We start from the raw sequence: 16,181 nt of genomic DNA on the forward strand, positions 1-16,181 counted from the left end.
CGCCGCCTCATGCGGCCGGCGCGGGCGCGGGCGCTCCGCCGGCAGGTGCGGCCGCGCCCGCGCCAGGTGTCGCGGCGGCGCCCGCGCCGGCCCCTGCTCCCGTCCCCGCCGCGGGCGTCGCGGCGCCTGCCGCCCCGGCCGGCGCGCGGACGCCGGCGCCGCGTCCCGGCACCGCCGCGAGCTGGAGCTGCGCGATCTGCGCGGGATCGACCATCTTCTCGAGCGGAAAATAGTCGCTCTTGAAATTCACGTCGACCGTGCCCGCGAGCGTCGCCTTGACCTTGAGTGATTCATCCTGCGTGTCGGACGCCGCGCTCATCGCGGTGACGATCGGCGTCTCGGTGTACTTGTACGTGCCCTTCGTGTACCAGCTCGCGTCGCGATCCTGCTGGTCGGGGCTCTGGCTCGCATCCTGGCCGTCGCCGCCGCCCGTGCTCTGGCTGGCGCCCCTGTCGTACGACCCTTCGGACCCGTAGCTCTTCTGCACGTTGCCGTACTGGTCGCGCGCGTAGTCGTACGCGGTCGCGCTGCGGCGCAGCTTGCGCGAGTCCTGCGCCTGGAAGTCGTACATGATCTTCGCGGAGATCCGCCCGTCGGTGACGACGATCCGGTTGATGCCCATCAGCACCATCGTCGCGAGCAACTGCTGGCGGCCCGTCGCGACGTGCGTGCGCGCCGCTTCGACGAGCGCGCGCTCGTTGTCGTCGTCCTCGGTGTCGAGGCTCGTGATCTTCGCGCCCGTCGACGCCAGCTTGTCGTTCACGCGCTTCAGCGCCGAATCCTCATCGACGTCGTCGCGCACCTGCAGCCGCGGCTGCGACTGCCCGTCGTCGCCGTCCGTGACGCCGATCTGGAAGATGTCCGGAAACTGCTCGACGAGATGGTCGCGGCCCTGGTTCTGCGTGACGTTGTCGTCACGGAAATTGTCGAGCGACTGCGCGACGCTCGCGACCAGCTTGCCGTACGCCTCCATCTGCTCGATCGACGACTGCACGATCGCATGGAACACGCCCTGGATCAGCTTCGCGACGAAGGTCGGGAAATTGACCTTCTGCAGGAACAGCCCCGCGACCTCCGCCCCTTCGCGCGCGGCGCCCGCCTTGAACTTCTGCGCGCCGATCGCCTGCACGGCCAGCCGGTCGGTCTGGTACTGTTCCGCGCCGGGCGGGTTGTCGAGCGCTTGCGCGCTGACGCGGCTGTTCGCGAGCGTGTGGCCGGGAATGCCTTCCGGCGCCGCCAGGTAGTCGGCGATTTGCGCGGTGTCGTGCGCGATCTGCTGCTGGACGTGGCCCGGCAGGCGCTGGAACGCCTGGCTCTGCAGCAGCAAGTCCTTGACCGCACGGCGCACCTCGGCGCGCGGGACGGCCGCCGGAGCCGGGCCGTCGCTCGCGTGCGCGCTGCGGGCAGGCTGGACGTGATTCATGGTGTGCCTCGCTGGGCGATGGGTGTCAGATGCCGGCGGCCTCGCGTTCGCGGTGCGCCTCCATCCGGTCGCGGATCTCGAACTCGACCGGCCGCAGATAGAGGCTCACGCGCGGCGGCGAATGCACGGCCGCGTGAATGCTGAGCACCGAGAAATGGCCGGGCCAGTCTTCCCGCTCCGGCGTGAACGCGCGCAGCCAGCGGCCCAGCGCCTGCAGTTCGCGCGGCCGCTCAGTCAGGCCCAGCGCGAGCAGGTCGAGGAAATTCGCGGGCACGTCGGGCACCATCCCGAGCAGCACGTAGATCTCGAACTCGGGGCCGTCCTCGCCGTGGCCGATCGCGAGCAGCACCGAGCGCTCGGGCAGGTCGAAGCGGCCGCCGAGCGCGACGCCGAGGATCTGCATGATGCCCGGCAGCTGATGGCCGAGCCCGAGCTGCTCGAGCACCGGGCCGAGCTCGCGCAGGCGCAGCGGCCCGCGATGCAGGAACGTCAGGCGCTGCTGGCCGCGCTCGCGCTGACAGCCGATCGTCGTGAACAGCGGCACGGCCTGCGGCAGCATCTGCTGCACGGTGGTCGCCACGTCGAGCAGTTCGAGCGGCAACGCGCGCAGCTGGTGCGGACCGATCTCGTAGTAGACCTTCGACGTGTACAGCCCGTCGCGATCGAACGAATTGCCGAAGAACGCGCCGTAGTTCAGCATCGCGCCGGAGCCGGCCGTGCGCCATTCCTCGCTGCGCTGGTCGAACCAGCGCAGCGCGTCCGGCCCGAAGCACGGCCGCACGAGCCGGCGCATCTCGCGGGTCGCCTCGTCGCGGCGGTCCTGGCCCGATGCGCCGGGGCCGAGCGGCTCGATCGTGAAGCGCAGCACGCCGGGCTGCAGTTCCGAAAACGACGGTTCGAACGGCGCGGTGCCGGGCGTCAGCGCGTTGTCCGCGTACTGACGGTCGCCTTCGGGCAGCGCGAACGTGCGGTCCATCAGCGGCTTCACGAACGGCGTCGGGTCGGCGGTGCCCAGCTGGCCCGCCGCGCGCCGCAACCGCTCGACGATGGCGTGGGACATGGGTCGTTGCGACATCTGTGCCTCCGTTCAGTGCCGGTAGCCGGTGCCGAGCGACATCGCCGGCACGCCGACCGAATCGAGCAGGTCGCGCGCGATCGACGGAATCTGGATCGGCCGCGTGGTGGTCATCGGCGCCTCGTGCGCCTGCGCGTACTGGTCGACGCGCGTCTCTTCGGTGCCGGTCACCGCGAGCCACTGGTCGCACGCGTTCACGAGGTCGTAGTCGGTCGGCGACACCATCGCGCTGACGCCGGCCGGACGCGGCACCGGGAAGCGGATCGCGTTGTCGTCGAGGATCACGTCGTAGCCGGTGCGGCCGAGCTTCACCGTGTTCTTCGCGAGCCACGCCATGATGATCGCGCCCGACGTCGCCATCGTCCGGTACTTGACGCTGTTCTTCGCCCCGCCGAGCTCGAGCGTCGCGACCTGGTCGATCACGCCCCACATGTCCTTCGCGCCGTACGACAGCAGGATGTCCGGATCCGACAGGAGCCCGATGAAATCCTTGATCAGCTGCTGCAGCTCGGTCGCGATGAAGTACGCCATCCCGTAGCCGTGCACCGACAGGTTGTTCGCGATGTCCCGTCCGGACTTGCGCACGAGCTGCTGGCTCACCGGGTTCGGAATCCGCGCGCGCAGCAGGTCGTCGACGCGCTGCTGGCGCACGTACGACGACACCGCCGACACGAAGCGCAGCCACAGGTCGTTGAAGTCGCGGTTCGGCGAGCCGCCGTCGTCGCCGCCCGGCACGCCGAGCGTGCGCGCGTAGAAGCTGCGCCGCTCGGCCTCGGAGATCCGGTTCGGCGTGTTCTTCCAGTACGTGTACAGGTAGTCGCCGGCCTTGCCGCGGCCGATCGGCAGCACGCCGTTCTGGAACAGCTCGGCGAGCTTGTCGACCACCTGGAACACCTTCAGCTCCTCGAACATCGCGGAGAAGTACGCGGGCTGCATCGCGCGGATGTTGTCCGCGATGATCTCGGTGTTGGTCGACGCCTCGAGGTCCGGCAGGTCGATGCTGATCTGCGACGTCGGCCCGCCGTTCGCGACGTTCTGCACCGCGTCGAGCGCCTCGTTGACCTTGCGCGTGAGCTGCGGCTCGTCCTTGTTGATCCCGCGTCCGATCAGGTTGCGCAGCACCTGCGCATATTCGGTCGCGTCGACCTCGAAGTTGCCGTTGGTCGCGCCGATCGTGACGAGGATCGGGAATACCAGCTTCGCGAGATCCCTGCAGCCGTTGAACTCGCCCATCGCCTTGAAATAGGCCTCGCTGAAGCTGCGGTAGACGGCGTCCGACTGGTCGATGCCGAGGATCCGCGCATGATCGGGCAGGTGTGACGCGATCGGCGGTATGCCACGCGGCGACGCCGCGTTCGGCACCATCTTCGCGAGCTGGCTCGGCGTGATCTCGGTCAGCAGGATCTGCGGCGTCTGCACGCTGTCGGCCGTCAGGTAGCCGTACACGGCGGCCATCTGCACGCCGTCGTCCGGATAGCTGGCGGGATCGCCGGCGGGGTCGTTGCCGTCCATCTGGAACGCGTTGGTGCCGTCGTCCTGCATCACGGGCTGGATCGGCAGCTTGACGAAGGCGAGGCCGTTCGTCGGATCGCTTGTCGTGTTGTAGCTCGCGATCGCGATGTACAGCGGATCGAACAGCGGCGGCGCAACTTTCGACAGCCATTGCGTGATGCGCGCCAGTTCCGCGAGCTCCTGCGGCATCAGCGCGCGCTGCTGCGCGACCTGGTTCAGCTCGGATTGCCGTCCCTCGAGCGTCAGCCGCTGCGCCGCGTCGGCGGCGCCCATGTCGGTGAAGATCACCTGTGTGGCCATGGTCTTGCTCCTTTCGATTTGAGTTACGCCGGTTCAAGCCCGCCCGGCTGCAGGTCCGATCCGTAACTCGATGCCCGACGGATCCGTCTCCACGCTGTGCCCCAGTCGCCCGCCCGGTGCGGATCCGGCGGGCGGTCCGGTCCGCACGATCGGCTATCCGTCATCGGCATCCCCATCGTCCGTCGCGCGGTCGATCCGGCGGTCGAGCGCCGCGAGCGCCCCGCGCACGTCGAGCACGCCGCTGCCGCAGCCCGGCGCGGGCCCGCCCGGAAACGGGCTCGCGCTCCCGGCGAGCAGCGCGCGAATGGCCGCGCCGTCGATCGGAAACGCGCGCCGCTCGGCGCGGCTGACGAGCAGCGCGGCGGCCCCGGCGACGAACGGCGCGGCGAAGCTGGTGCCGGTCGCGCACTGGTAGCCGCGCAGCGCGGCGGTGACGATGCGCTCGCCGGGCGCGCACAGCGCGACGTGCGCGCCCGAGGTCGTGAAATGCGCGGGCCGGCCCGACGCGTCGACCGCGCCGACCGCGATCACGCCGTCGAACGCGGCCGGCCAGAACGCCTCGTCGCGGCCGGAATTGCCGCTCGCGGCGACCAGCACGCAGCCGTGCGCGAGCGCATAGCGGATCACGTCCTCGTGTGGCTTCGCCCCGCCGTTCGCGAGCGCCGAATCCGGCGTGCCGAAGCTCATGTTGATCACCTTCGCGCCGAGGTCGACCGCGATCTTCATCCCGCAGTCGATGTCGGCGAGCGCGCCCATGCCGACCGGGTCGGGCCGGCCGGGCAGGCGCGCGGCGCCCAGCACGCGGATCGGCAGCATCGACGACGCGCCGGCGAGACCCGGCGGCAGGCGCGCGCCGGTCGCGCCGATGATCCCGGCGCAGCCCATCCCGTGGCCGACGAACGGGTCGTACGGCCGCCGGTCGAAGCGCGCGTGATCGCCGAGCAGCGTCACGCCCGCGGCGAGATCCGTGTCCTTCAGCTGCACCGTGTCGAAGCCCGCGCGCCAGCGATCGACGAATTCCGGATGAACGGGCGCGATGCCCGTGTCGACGATCGCGACGACGATCGCCGGATCGCCGGTTTCGTACGCGAGCGCATCGGGCGCGTTCACGCGCACGCGTGGCGCCCATGCGTCGTCGAGGTCGGCGGCGGCCGGCAGCTCGAACGGCGTGGTCGCGATCCAGTGCGGACACGCGTGCTCGACCGCGGGCAACTGGCGCAGCGCGTCGACCAGCGTGCCGATCGGCGTCGCGCGGTCGACTTCGACGAGGAAGGTGGCGGCCATCCCGAGCGCGTGCTCGACGTCGCCGTAGCCGAGATGGCGCGCGCCCGGCCGGTGCACGGACTGCGCGGCCGCGTACACGCGCGTGACGCGCGCGGCGCCGCCGTGCTGCCGCAGCAACCGGTCGATCGGCCCGCCGTCGAGCCCCTGCGCGGGCGCGCCGAGACGCCGGATCACGTCGAGCCGCGCCGGCACCGCGGCCGGCGCCTCGCCGACGCGCAGCTTCACGATCAGCGCGCCGGGCACCGCGTAGCCGGCGCCATGCGGCAGCCAGGGAGCCGGCGCGCTCATGGCGTGCCCTCGTCCGGCGCCTTGGCGCGCAGCGCCCGCGCCGGCGCGAAATCGAACGCCTGCGCGGCCGTGCGGCCGTTGCCCGGATCGACGACCACCTCGCCCGCGAGCTGATGCGCGGCCGGCGCGACGATCAGCTCGCCGTCGCGCGCATCCAGCACGCTCACCGGTTCGCCGCCGATCGTGACGCGCGGCGTGCCGCCGGCCGTCAGGTTGCGGCCGCGGATCCGCATCCACGGCGGCGCGGCCGGTGCATCCGCGGGCGCGGCGTCGCCGCCGCCGTCGCGGAAGATCGGCTCGACGTGCGTGACGAGCGGCTGCGACGCGCGCGCGAGCGCCGCGCGCAGCCGGTCGACCGGCAGGTTCGCGACGCGTTCGAGCACCCGTTCGCCGCCCTGCTCGAAGCGCCGCAGCTGCTCGGCGGTCTGCACGCCCGCCCATTCGAGCCGGCGCTGCTCCTCGTCGCTCAGCGTGTTGCCGACGACGTCGCGCAGCGCGGGTTCGTTGGCGGTCGTCGACGGCAGCGGCGCGTTCTCCTCGATCATCGGTCTCGTGATCGTCGTCAGCGACAGCCGGATCGTGCTCGCGTCGTGATCGCCGGGCCCGGCGGGCCGGATCCGCACTTCGCTCTGCACGAATTCGACATGGGTGCGCAGGTCGAGCGACAGGTCCTTCACCGCGAACGTCAGCGGCAGGTTCAGGTTCTGCGCCTTCACCGCCATCGCGGTCTGCGCATGATCGAGCTGCGTCGTCAACGCCTGGATGAACAGCTCGATCGGAAGGCTGTCGCTCGCACTCATCGCTCTGTCCTCACGGCGTCCGCGGCATGTCGCGCCACGTGATCGACACGCGCGCCAGCGGCGCATCGAACGCCGTCTGCCAGCGCCAGCGCGGCGGATTCGCGAGCAGTTCGCAGCCGGCGGCCGTGCGCGCCCAGGTGAGCTCGAGCGGCAGCTCGATCACCATCTCGCGCGCGTGCAGCATGCGATCCGGCGGCACGATCGTCGCCTGCGCGGCCGACGCGATCGCGGCAAGGCTGGCGGAGAACGGCATGCGTTGCATGGCGGCGGCCCTCACCTGACGGTGCCCGCCGGCGCGGGCGTGGCGGCGACGGCGCTCGCCGGCGCGGCGGCAGGCGCGCCCCCGGCCGGCGACGGCAGCGCGGGCGGCGGCGACGCCTTGTGCACGGGCGCCGGGCGCGCGTGCCGTTCGAGCAGCGTGCGGCGCGCGTCGTCGACGAACCGCTCGAGCGGCAGCGTCTCGCTCGCGAAATTGATCTTCACCTCGCCGAACAGCTCCGCGCGCAGCTCGCTGTCGGCCTGCACGTTCACGCCGACCGTCGACACCTGCAGCGACGGCGTCGCGTAGCTGGTGCTGCCGCGCGTGCCGAGATCGCTGCCCTGGCTCGGGTCGTTCGACACCGCGTAATCGACCTTCGCGGTGTCGGCCGCGACCGCGCGAAACCGCAGCCGCGCGGAGATCGTGCCGTCGCGCACGACGACGCGGTTCATGCCGAGCAGCACCATCGTCGCGAGCGTCTGCAGGCGGTTCTGCCCGGCCCGCTGCTGCGCCTTCGGCACCAGTTGCGTCTCGATCAGCTCCGGCGTCAGCGCCTCGCCCGCGAGATCGAACTCGCCGAGCCACGCGGGCGAATTCGGCTCGTCGGCGTCGCTGCCGTCCTGAGACGGCGCGCTTGCGCGCGGCACCACCTTCGGCTCGCCCGACGCGTGATCGAGCTCGAGATCCTGCGGATAGTGCGCGACCAGCCAGTCGCGCGCCTGGTTCGGCGTGATGTTCTCGCGCGTGAAGTCCTCGGCCGATTTGGCGACCGCGCTGACGAGCTCGGCGAACGCCTCCATCTGCCGGATCGACGCCTCGACGATCGCGTCGAACGTGCCGTGGACCAGCGCGGCGACGAATTTCGGAAAGTCGATCTCGTCGGACAACGCGCCGGCGCGGCGCGCGATCGTGTCGGTCGCCGCGGCTTTCGGGCCCGGCGTCTTCGCGGCGCCGTCGCCCTGCGCGGGCGCGTCCTGCGCCGGATCGCCGGGCGTGCCGGCATCCGCCGGCGCGGACGCCGGCGCCGCGCGACGCAGCTCGAGCGGCGTGCCCAGCGCGCCCGCTGTTGCCGCGGCGTCGCCGAGCCCGCGATGGATCCGGTCGAGATCGGCGAGGATGCCCTGCTGCGCGTGCGCCGACAGATCGCGGAACGCGGCGGACCGGTGGAGTGACGAACCGAGGTTCGCCGTCAATGCGCGGGCGGCCTCGACCTCCGCCGACGCGGCGGCGTCGACGGGCGGCCGCGCGGCGCGGCGAACGACGGGGAGCGGGGGCGCGGGGAGCATGACCATGGTCGCCGGGGTCGGGAATGCGCAAGGCCGGGCGCGCTCAGGCCGCGAGCGCAGCCCAGTGGCTCGCCTGCTCGTAGCTGCCGTCGCCGAACAGGTGCAGCTCGGTGGCCGCTTCGTGGACCGACGCGTCGGGCTCGACGAAGCGGTACGCGAAATGCACGCGCAGCGCGCCGAACAGCGGCTTGGCCGGCGGGTAAAGCTGCGGATCGTCGTCGATGCGCGCGCTCACGTGCAGCGTATGCCCCGGCGCGTCGCTCGCGCCGACGTTGACGATCTGCACGTCACCCACCGAGCGGCCGTCGAAATGCCAGTCGACGAAGAAATGCGCGCAGACGCGCTGGCCGCCGGGATCGTCGAGGTACGGCCAGTCGGCGATGCGGATCGTCGGGCCATCGACGAGCGGCCGGTTCGCCGCGTCCGCGCCGGGGACGGACTTCATCCCGTGGAGCTGGTCGAGCGCCCAGGTGACGCTGCCGGCCTCGCCCACCTGCGTGTCGAGCGTCGCGCCCGGCACCGCGCGCGGCGGCGGATCGGCCGGCGGCGCCGCCGGGTTCGGCGCGCTCGCGCCTTCGGCGAGCGTCAGCGTATGCGCCGCCCGCGCGTGGCGGTGCGCACGCGCCTGCGGCGTCGCGCCGGCCGCATACGCGAGCCCCTGCGACGCGCCCGCATCGCCCGCCCCCGCGTCGGCATCCGGGCTCGCCGCATCCTGGCCGCCCGCACCGGCGTCGGGCGTGCTCGCGGCGGGTGCGGACAGGCGGCTGCGGATGTCTGCCGGCAACGCGGCATCGTCGTAGGCGTACGAGGTGCCGGCGCCGTTCGGCCCGGTCTCGATCCGCTGGATCTCGGACGCGAAGATCCGGCGCTGGCCGTCGTCGAGCGCGCTGATCGGCGTCGTGACCGGCACGCCGAGGCGCGCGGCGATCGCGCGCGCGTAGGCCTGCGGGTCGTTGCCCTTCAGCATCGGATTCTTGCCGTCGTCGGCCGGCGCGTAGCGCGACATCAGCACGAAGATCGTGTCGCTCGCATGCTCGCCGATGAACGCGATCACCGCATCGAAGCCGGTCGCGTCGTCGGGGAAGATCGCGAAGCCGCCGTTGCGCTTGCCGGCATACGCGCCGTGCGCGTCCGCCCACTTGCCGGCGGTGATGTTGCCGGGGTTGTGGTTGCGCCACGCGGGCACCCCGCCCGAGCGCACCTCGTTCGCGAACACCACGTAGGTGCGCCCGCCCGACGTCGCGACGTCGCCCGGCTCGAGCGGCGGCGGCACATCGAGCGCGTGCGCGCGCGGCGAGCGATAGCGCGCATCCGTGCCGCCCGGCCCGGCGAGGGCGGCCGCCATCGCATAGTCGGCCGGCCTGCCGCGATTCGGCTGGCGGCCGAGCGCATTGTCCGGATGCAGGATCTGCAGGTTGACGTTCGGCATCGTCGCGGCGCTTTCGTATTCGCTGACGAAATCCGCCCAGCGCAGGATGTAGCGGCTGCCCGTCGCATGCGTATTCTGGTACGGCCCCGGCGCGCCGGGCGAGCCCGCGACGCGATCCCACGGATCGCTGATCCTCACATAGGTATCCGAACCGTCGTCCGCGCCGTCGCCGTACATCCCGGTGACGACGATCGCATGCAGCCCCGGCACGTCCGCGCACACCCACAGCGGGCCGTGGTCCTCGAGCAGTTGCCGGAACGCGTCGATCGTGTACGACTGCGGCGGCTCGAACGCGAGCCCCATGTCGTGCGCGAACGATTCGACCTGAGCGGGATTGAGGCCGGTGGCGGTCGTGCGCCCGCAGATCGACGCGATCGTCTCCGGCGTCAGCGACATCTGGTCGCGCCAGCCGATCACCATCGCGGCCGCCGCGGCCCAGCACGATTTGCCGGTCGGTTGCGGGATCAGCTCGACGCCGTCCCAGTTCAGCGTGTACGACTGGCCCCCGAGCGCCGTCGCGCGGACGTGCGCGTGGTGCTGCGCGGGGGGGGGGCCGGTCCGCGCGAGCCCGGCCGGCTGGCTGGCGGCGGCGAGCCCCTGGGCGGCCGCCGGATGCGCGCTGCCGGCGTTCTGCGCATCGCAGCTGCGCGTCGTCACGAGATGCATGTAGTAGTCCCAGTCCCACACCGCGTTCGGGCAGTTCACGTGCGACGTGTGCGGATCGGCCTCCGAGTGGCCGAGGATATGGGTGCGATCGACCGGAATCCCGTACGTGTCGCACAGCCACGCGACGAGCGCGGCTGACGCGCAGTACTCGGCCTGGGTCGGATTGAGCCGCCCCGCTTTCGCGACGTGCTCGATGCCGATGCTGTCGCCGTTCGCGCTGTGCGCATGCCACGCGACGTCGTTGTGATGGACCATCTGCACGACCTCGCCGTCGCGCCCGACCACGTAGTGCGCGCTGACGTTCACCGGGTTTCCGTTGATGCGCTGGGCCGGATCCTGGAACCAGCCGATCGTGCTGCCGATCGTCGTGGCCTCGGTGATGTGGATCACGATGCGCGAGATCGTGCGCGTGCCGGGCACGTGACGGTAGTTGACGGAGGCCGCCGGCACGAACCGGCTCGCCTGCGGATATTCGGGCGCGTCGGCGCCGCCGGCGAGCGCGCTGGCGCTCGCGGCCGTGGCGTCGCCCGGCGTGTCGTCGGGAATCGGCCAGTCGATCGCGTGCGTCGGCGCATCGTCGTCCGCGGCGGACGCCGTGCCGCCGTCGCCGGTGTCCGCCGCGGGCAGCGGGCCGTAGCCGTCGTCGTAGTCGGCAAGCGCCGCGGCATGCGCGACGCCATTCGCCGGCGCCGCACTGCCGCCCGCCGCGGGCGCAGGTGCCGACGGTGCCGCCGCGCCGTTGCCCTTGACCGCGACCGGCGCGACGTCGGGCTGCGCGACGTCGCCGGCCCATTCGAGCTCCTTCGGCGACGGTACGCCATAGCCCGCCGCGATCTGCTGGCGGTTCGGCAGGATCCGCACGCGGCGCAACGCGCGCTCGCTGAGCCCTTTCAGGCTGATGTACGGGCTGCCGTCGGTCGGAATGCTCGGTGTATCGCCCGTCTTGTCGCCGACGGCGGCGAGCCCGTAATACAGCTTGTCCTGGCCGATGAAGCGCGCGACGACGTCGGCCGGCAGCAGATACACGGCCTCGCCGCGCGCGGCGGTCACGGGGCCGCGCGCGCGGCTCGAATAGAAGTTCGAGCGCGTGCGCCGGGCCCGCGCATCCGGCTTGAACAGCGACGGATCGGTGGCGATCGCGACCTCGTACGACTTCGACCCGCCATCCGCATGGATGGTGAAACCGATCATCGGGAAGCGATCGCTGATCTCGATCCGGTTCGGGCGGATCTGGCTAGCCATGCCGTTCTCCTTTGGGCGACGGTTCGCACCGCGCGGTTGCGTGCCTAGGTCTTGACGGGTTTGACGCGGGCGTCGTCGTCCGGCGCGCCGTCGTATCCGGCGATCGATTGCTTGACGACCTCGAACGGGTCGAGCTCGTCGCCCGCTTCGCGGATCGCGCCATACGACGCTTCGAAGCGCTCCACCGATTCCTGCAGCATGCGCGCGAGCAGCTTCGCGTACGCGGGCCCGGTCACGACCCGGCTGCTCAGCAGCGGTTGCGCGATCTCGAAGTTGAACTGCCCGAGATCGATCACGAATTCGCAAACGTTGTGGCCCACTTCGAAATAGTTGACGTAGCGCCGCTCAGGCGCCCGCCGGGCTTTGGCCGAGGTCTTGTGCATCGTCACTGGTTCCGCGACGTGAGGGACGCGTGCGATCACGCAATTGCCGTACCACCCGGGAGCACCGGGCGGAAAGCGCCGTGCGCGCGGGCGCGGCGGGTCACGACGCCGCGTGCGCGACGCGGCGCACGGCATGAAGTGACAGGTCGATGTGACACCCGGCGGACAGGCGGCGGTGCGGCGCACCGCGCACACGGGCGCTGCGGTGATCGCGGCACTGTCACAGGCGGTGCAGCGGCGGTGTGACACAGTGACAGTGACAGCGCGGCGGGCGAACGCTCACGTCTTGTGCGGCGTGCGCTCGTCGAGCGCGTACTTGGAGAGTTTCCGGTAGAGCGTCATCCGGGACCAGCTGAGCTTTTCCGCCGCCTTGCTCTTGTTCCAGTTGGTCTCCTGCAGGATCGCGATCAGGCGTTCGCGCTCCGCGTCGCCGCTGCGCGCGTAGGCCGCGAACAGCCGGCGGAACGGCTCGCGCAGATGCTCGACGCCGACCGTGCCGACCGGCGGATCGATGAAGATCGATTCAACGAGATTGCGCAGCTCGCGCACGTTGCCGGGCCAGTGATACGCGCGCATGCAGGCGACGAGATCGGCGCTCGGCGCGCCCACCTTCGCGTCGTAGCGCCGGTTGAATTCGCCGACATGGTGCGAGAACAGCGCGACGAGATCCTCGCGCCGCTCCTTCAGCGGCGGCAGGCACAGCATCGCGACGTTGAGCCGGTAGTAGAGATCGCGGCGGAACGCGCGCGCCTCGACGAGCGGTTCGAGCTCCGAATTGGTGGCCGCGATGAAACGCACGTCGACGTTGACGACTGCCCGGCCGCCGAGCGGGAACACTTCACGGCTTTCGAGCAGACGCAGCAGTTTTGCCTGCGCGCACAGCGAAAGTTCGCCGATCTCGTCGAGAAACACCGTGCCGCGGTCCGCGAGCCGGACCTTGCCGGGATACGGCTGCTGCGCGCCGGTGAACGCGCCGCGATCGTAGCCGAACAGTTCGCTCTCGATCAGCGTATCGGGCAGCGCCGCGCAATTGACCCGCACCAGCGGATAGCGCGCGCGGCCGCTCGCGCAGTGAATCGCCTCGGCAACGCATTCCTTGCCGGTGCCCGTCTCGCCGGTGATCAGCACGTTGGCGTCGGTGCGCGCGACCTTGCCGATATCGGTGCGCAACCGCTCCATCGCCGCACTGGCGCCGACGAGAACCGGCGCATGCGAGGCGCCGCCCGACGATGCGAGCATGTTCGTCGTTCCCCAAAGCCACGCTCAATGCAACGAGACGACGACAGGTGAGGCCTCGTCATGCGGCGATTCATCTGATCATTCGCGCCGCCATCCGTCGGCTTCAGTCCCCTCACCCGCGATCGCACTTGATCCACGTTCAGCGCCGGGCGCGTGTCCCGTGTTGCGGTCTGGATTCCACCGGAATACTTGCCATTCCCCCGACTCTCTGTACTGAGGAAACAGGTTGAGCATAGGCGAGTTGATCCGATTTTCAACCTCGATTCCGTCGTGCCGCGCACGCGGGAATGCGGGCCGCGCAGGACGCCGGGCAACGCGCACGCATCCGGTCGATGACGCTCGTGCGCGAATGCGCGGACGAATGGCGACGGCGATTCCCCGGATGAATTTCGCCGCGGTTTTTCCGGTGAATTCCAAAGCGGCTGCATAAAACCATGCGGAACGACGCCGCCGGCGCCAGACGAACGGATCACGATCCCGTCCTCCCCCGGCGGCTCCGCTGCAGGCTTTGCTGCCTTGAAGGCGCGAGCTCGCCTCAGGATTGCCGGGCGTTGGAAAACCAGACCGTTAGTTGCGCTATAGCAGGCGGGTCGATGACACGGCTGCCTGGTGCCGCCGCTGCCCGCCTGCCCTATACTGCCCGCAGCAGACTGACGGCCGCGCCGGCGGCGGCCGCCGATTCTTCCGGGAGCGACGCATGCATTACCAGCTGATCTACGAACTCGTCGACGACTACCTGTCGCGGCGCGAGCCCTTCCGCGCCGAGCATCTCGCGCTCGCGCACGCCGCCACCGAGCGCGGCGAACTGGTGCTCGCGGGCGCGTTCTCGGACCCGGCCGACCAGGCCGTGCTCGTCTTCGAGGGGGACTCGGCCGACGTGGCCGAATCGTTCGCGCGCGCCGATCCCTACGTGCAGAACGGCCTCGTCAAGTCGTGGCGTGTGCGTCCGTGGCGCGTCGTGGTCGGCAAGCACGCGCCGCGCTAGCGTGCGCTACAGCCACCCTGCCCGCTTGAAGCGCCACCACAGCGCGAAATCGGCCGCGGCCATCACGCCGATGCAGCCGTAGAAGCCGTAGGTCCAGTGCAGCTCGGGAATGTTGTTGAAGTTCATCCCGTAGATGCCGGCGATCATGGTCGGAATAGCGAACAGCGCGGCGAACGAGCCGAGCCGCTTGGTCACCTCGTTCTCCGCGAGCGAGATCATCCCGAGATTGACCTGGATCGCCGTCACGACCATCTCGCGCCGCCCCTCGATCGTCTTCACGATCCGCTGCAGGTGGTCGTACACGTCGCGGAAGTAATGCTCCATCCCGCTGCAGACCTGCGGGATGCGCCCGCCGGTCAGCTTCGCGAGCGGCTCGAGCAGCGGCGCGGTGTGCTGGTACAGCATCACGAGCCGGCGCTTCAGCGAATATAGATCCTCGATGATCGCGCGCGACGCCGCCGGCGTCGCCTTCGCGAAGATGCGGTCCTCGAGTGCCTCCAGCTCGTTGCCGAGCGTTTCGAGGATCGGGAAATAGCGGTCGACGACCTGGTCCATCAGCGCGTAGAACACGAACGCCGAGCCTTCCTGCAGCAGGTGCGGCTCGCGCTCGCAGCGCGTGCGCACCGCGCGGAAATCCTGCTCGGTATGGTTGCGGATCGACAGCACGTAGTTCGGCCCGACGAACACGTTCAGCTCGCCGACGTTGAATTCGCCGTCCTGGTCGAGCTCGACCGTGTGCAGCACCGCGAACAGCGAGTCGCCGTATTCCTCGATCTTCGGACGCTGATGGCCCTTGCGGGCGTCCTCGATCGCGAGTTCGTGCAGCCCGAATTCCTCGCCCATCAGTTCGATCTCTTCCGGCGTCGGGTCTTTCAACGCGACCCACACGAAGCACTCGGGCTTCGACACGTAGTCGCTGATGGCGTCGATGTCGATGTCGGCCAGCTTGCGGCCGTCCTGGTATGCAGCACAGTTGATCAGCATGGTGTCCGTCATGTTGCGGTTTCGCCCGGCAGTTTACCGGTTTGTCGCAAGTCCGGTCCCGCTTCGACGCGGCTTGCGCCGTGCGCCGTTATTGGTCATGATCGGGCTGCGTGCGCCGCGGCATGCGCCCGCACGCCCGCACGCGGCCCGGCCGCGCGGCTTCACCGTCAAGGAGACAGACCCATGTGGTATTTCTCGTGGATACTCGGCATCGGCGTTGCACTCGGCTTCGGCATCATCAACGCGATGTGGCTGGAAGCGGAAGTGTTCCCGCTCGGCGCGAAGCGCAACGATGCCGCCCGGACCGGCTCGGGGAGCACGCATTCGTGACGCATCTGGTGTTCTTCTGCGGTCACGCCGGCACCGGCAAGACCACGCTCGCGAAGCGGCTCATCGGGCCGCTGATGCGCGCAACCGGCGAGGCTTTCTGCCTGCTCGACAAGGATACGCTGTACGGCCGCTACAGTTCGGCGGCGATGGGCGCCCTCACCCACGACCCGAACGACCGTGACAGCCCGCTCTACCTGAAGCATCTGCGCGATCCCGAATACCAGGGCCTGCTCGACACCGCGCGCGAGAACCTCGCGCTCGGCATCGGCGCGCTCGTCGTCGGCCCGCTGTCGCGCGAGGTGCGCGACCGGCGCATCTTCGACCGCGCGTGGCTCGGCATCGGCCCCGAGGTCACGCTGACGGTCGTCTGGGTCCATACGTCGGAAGACGTCGCGCACCAGCGGATCGTCACGCGCGGCAACCCGAACGACGCGTACAAGCTCACGCACTGGGACGAATACCGGCAGCGCCGCTTCGTGCCGACCGGCGCCGAATGCGAAGGGCTCGTGATGTTCGACAACACCGCGGCGACCGACGCGGACGTCGACGCGCTGCTGGCGCGGATCGTCCCGCCGCCACCGGCGCCGTTCGTCCCGCCGCTGCCCGCCTGAACGTTCCCGCCGAATGGAAAAAACGCCGGGCGGCGCATTGCGCCCCCGGCGTCGTCATGGCGTCGCGTGTCGACGCTAGGCCATC

General features: G+C 70.5%; 14 protein-coding genes. 3 read left to right on the plus strand and 11 right to left on the minus strand.

The genetic code is table 11. The features are described 5' to 3' along the window. Positions 1–7: 7 nt before the first annotated feature. The 10 genes from B7P44_RS09240 to B7P44_RS09285 all read right to left on the minus strand — a co-directional run bounded on the left by B7P44_RS09240 (position 8) and on the right by B7P44_RS09285 (position 13,186). Positions 8–1,423 carry a hypothetical protein gene (locus B7P44_RS09240; protein WP_084903135.1) on the minus strand — a complete coding sequence of 472 codons (1,416 nt, stop codon included), beginning with the start codon at positions 1,421–1,423 and terminating at the stop codon, positions 8–10. A 25-nt stretch (positions 1,424–1,448) separates the two neighbouring features. After that, a complete protein-coding gene (locus B7P44_RS09245; RefSeq protein WP_231716599.1) occupies positions 1,449–2,483 on the minus strand; it encodes a hypothetical protein in 1,035 nt (344 codons plus the stop codon). 27 nt (positions 2,484–2,510) lie between these two features. Then, positions 2,511–4,310: a hypothetical protein gene (locus tag B7P44_RS09250; protein WP_084903140.1), complete on the minus strand. Its 1,800-nt coding sequence runs from the start codon at positions 4,308–4,310 to the stop codon at positions 2,511–2,513. 153 nt (positions 4,311–4,463) lie between these two features. Further along, positions 4,464–5,882 (minus strand): S8 family peptidase, encoded by a 1,419-nt coding sequence (locus tag B7P44_RS09255; protein ID WP_084903142.1) that lies wholly within the window; start codon positions 5,880–5,882, stop codon positions 4,464–4,466. Continuing rightward, a complete protein-coding gene (locus tag B7P44_RS09260) occupies positions 5,879–6,682 on the minus strand; it encodes a hypothetical protein (protein WP_084903145.1) in 804 nt (267 codons plus the stop codon). The genes B7P44_RS09255 and B7P44_RS09260 overlap by 4 nt, the downstream gene beginning before the upstream one ends. Positions 6,683–6,692: 10 nt before the next feature. Continuing rightward, complete coding sequence (locus tag B7P44_RS09265; protein WP_133118123.1) at positions 6,693–6,944, minus strand: hypothetical protein; 252 nt, start codon at positions 6,942–6,944, stop codon at positions 6,693–6,695. Between the two features lie 11 nt (positions 6,945–6,955). Next, a complete protein-coding gene (locus tag B7P44_RS09270; protein WP_133118124.1) occupies positions 6,956–8,227 on the minus strand; it encodes a hypothetical protein in 1,272 nt (423 codons plus the stop codon). Between the two features lie 43 nt (positions 8,228–8,270). Then, positions 8,271–11,564 carry an N-acetylmuramoyl-L-alanine amidase gene (locus tag B7P44_RS09275; RefSeq protein WP_084903153.1) on the minus strand — a complete coding sequence of 1,098 codons (3,294 nt, stop codon included), beginning with the start codon at positions 11,562–11,564 and terminating at the stop codon, positions 8,271–8,273. A 44-nt stretch (positions 11,565–11,608) separates the two neighbouring features. Continuing rightward, positions 11,609–11,947, minus strand: coding sequence for a DUF3467 domain-containing protein (locus B7P44_RS09280; protein WP_157721053.1), 339 nt, complete (start codon positions 11,945–11,947; stop codon positions 11,609–11,611). Positions 11,948–12,226: 279 nt separating this feature from the next. Continuing rightward, complete coding sequence (locus B7P44_RS09285) at positions 12,227–13,186, minus strand: sigma-54 interaction domain-containing protein (RefSeq protein ID WP_084903158.1); 960 nt, start codon at positions 13,184–13,186, stop codon at positions 12,227–12,229. Positions 13,187–13,883: 697 nt separating this feature from the next. Between B7P44_RS09285 and B7P44_RS09290 the strand changes: the two genes are divergently transcribed. After that, entirely contained in the window at positions 13,884–14,171 is a 288-nt protein-coding gene (locus B7P44_RS09290; RefSeq protein WP_084903160.1) for a YciI-like protein, read from the plus strand. 6 nt (positions 14,172–14,177) lie between these two features. On the opposite strand, the gene corA is transcribed toward B7P44_RS09290, so the two are convergent. Further along, positions 14,178–15,155 carry a magnesium/cobalt transporter CorA gene (gene corA / locus B7P44_RS09295; RefSeq protein ID WP_084906557.1) on the minus strand — a complete coding sequence of 326 codons (978 nt, stop codon included), beginning with the start codon at positions 15,153–15,155 and terminating at the stop codon, positions 14,178–14,180. A 183-nt stretch (positions 15,156–15,338) separates the two neighbouring features. On the opposite strand from corA, the gene cydX reads away from it, so the two are divergent. Continuing rightward, positions 15,339–15,485, plus strand: coding sequence for a cytochrome bd-I oxidase subunit CydX (cydX, locus tag B7P44_RS09300; RefSeq protein ID WP_084903163.1), 147 nt, complete (start codon positions 15,339–15,341; stop codon positions 15,483–15,485). Beyond that, positions 15,482–16,096 carry a P-loop nucleotide/nucleoside kinase family protein gene (locus tag B7P44_RS09305; RefSeq protein WP_084903165.1) on the plus strand — a complete coding sequence of 205 codons (615 nt, stop codon included), beginning with the start codon at positions 15,482–15,484 and terminating at the stop codon, positions 16,094–16,096. The genes cydX and B7P44_RS09305 overlap by 4 nt, the downstream gene beginning before the upstream one ends. The last annotated feature ends 85 nt before the right edge of the window (positions 16,097–16,181 follow it).

Source organism: Burkholderia ubonensis subsp. mesacidophila, assembly GCF_002097715.1.
GTDB lineage: Bacteria > Pseudomonadota > Gammaproteobacteria > Burkholderiales > Burkholderiaceae > Burkholderia > Burkholderia mesacidophila.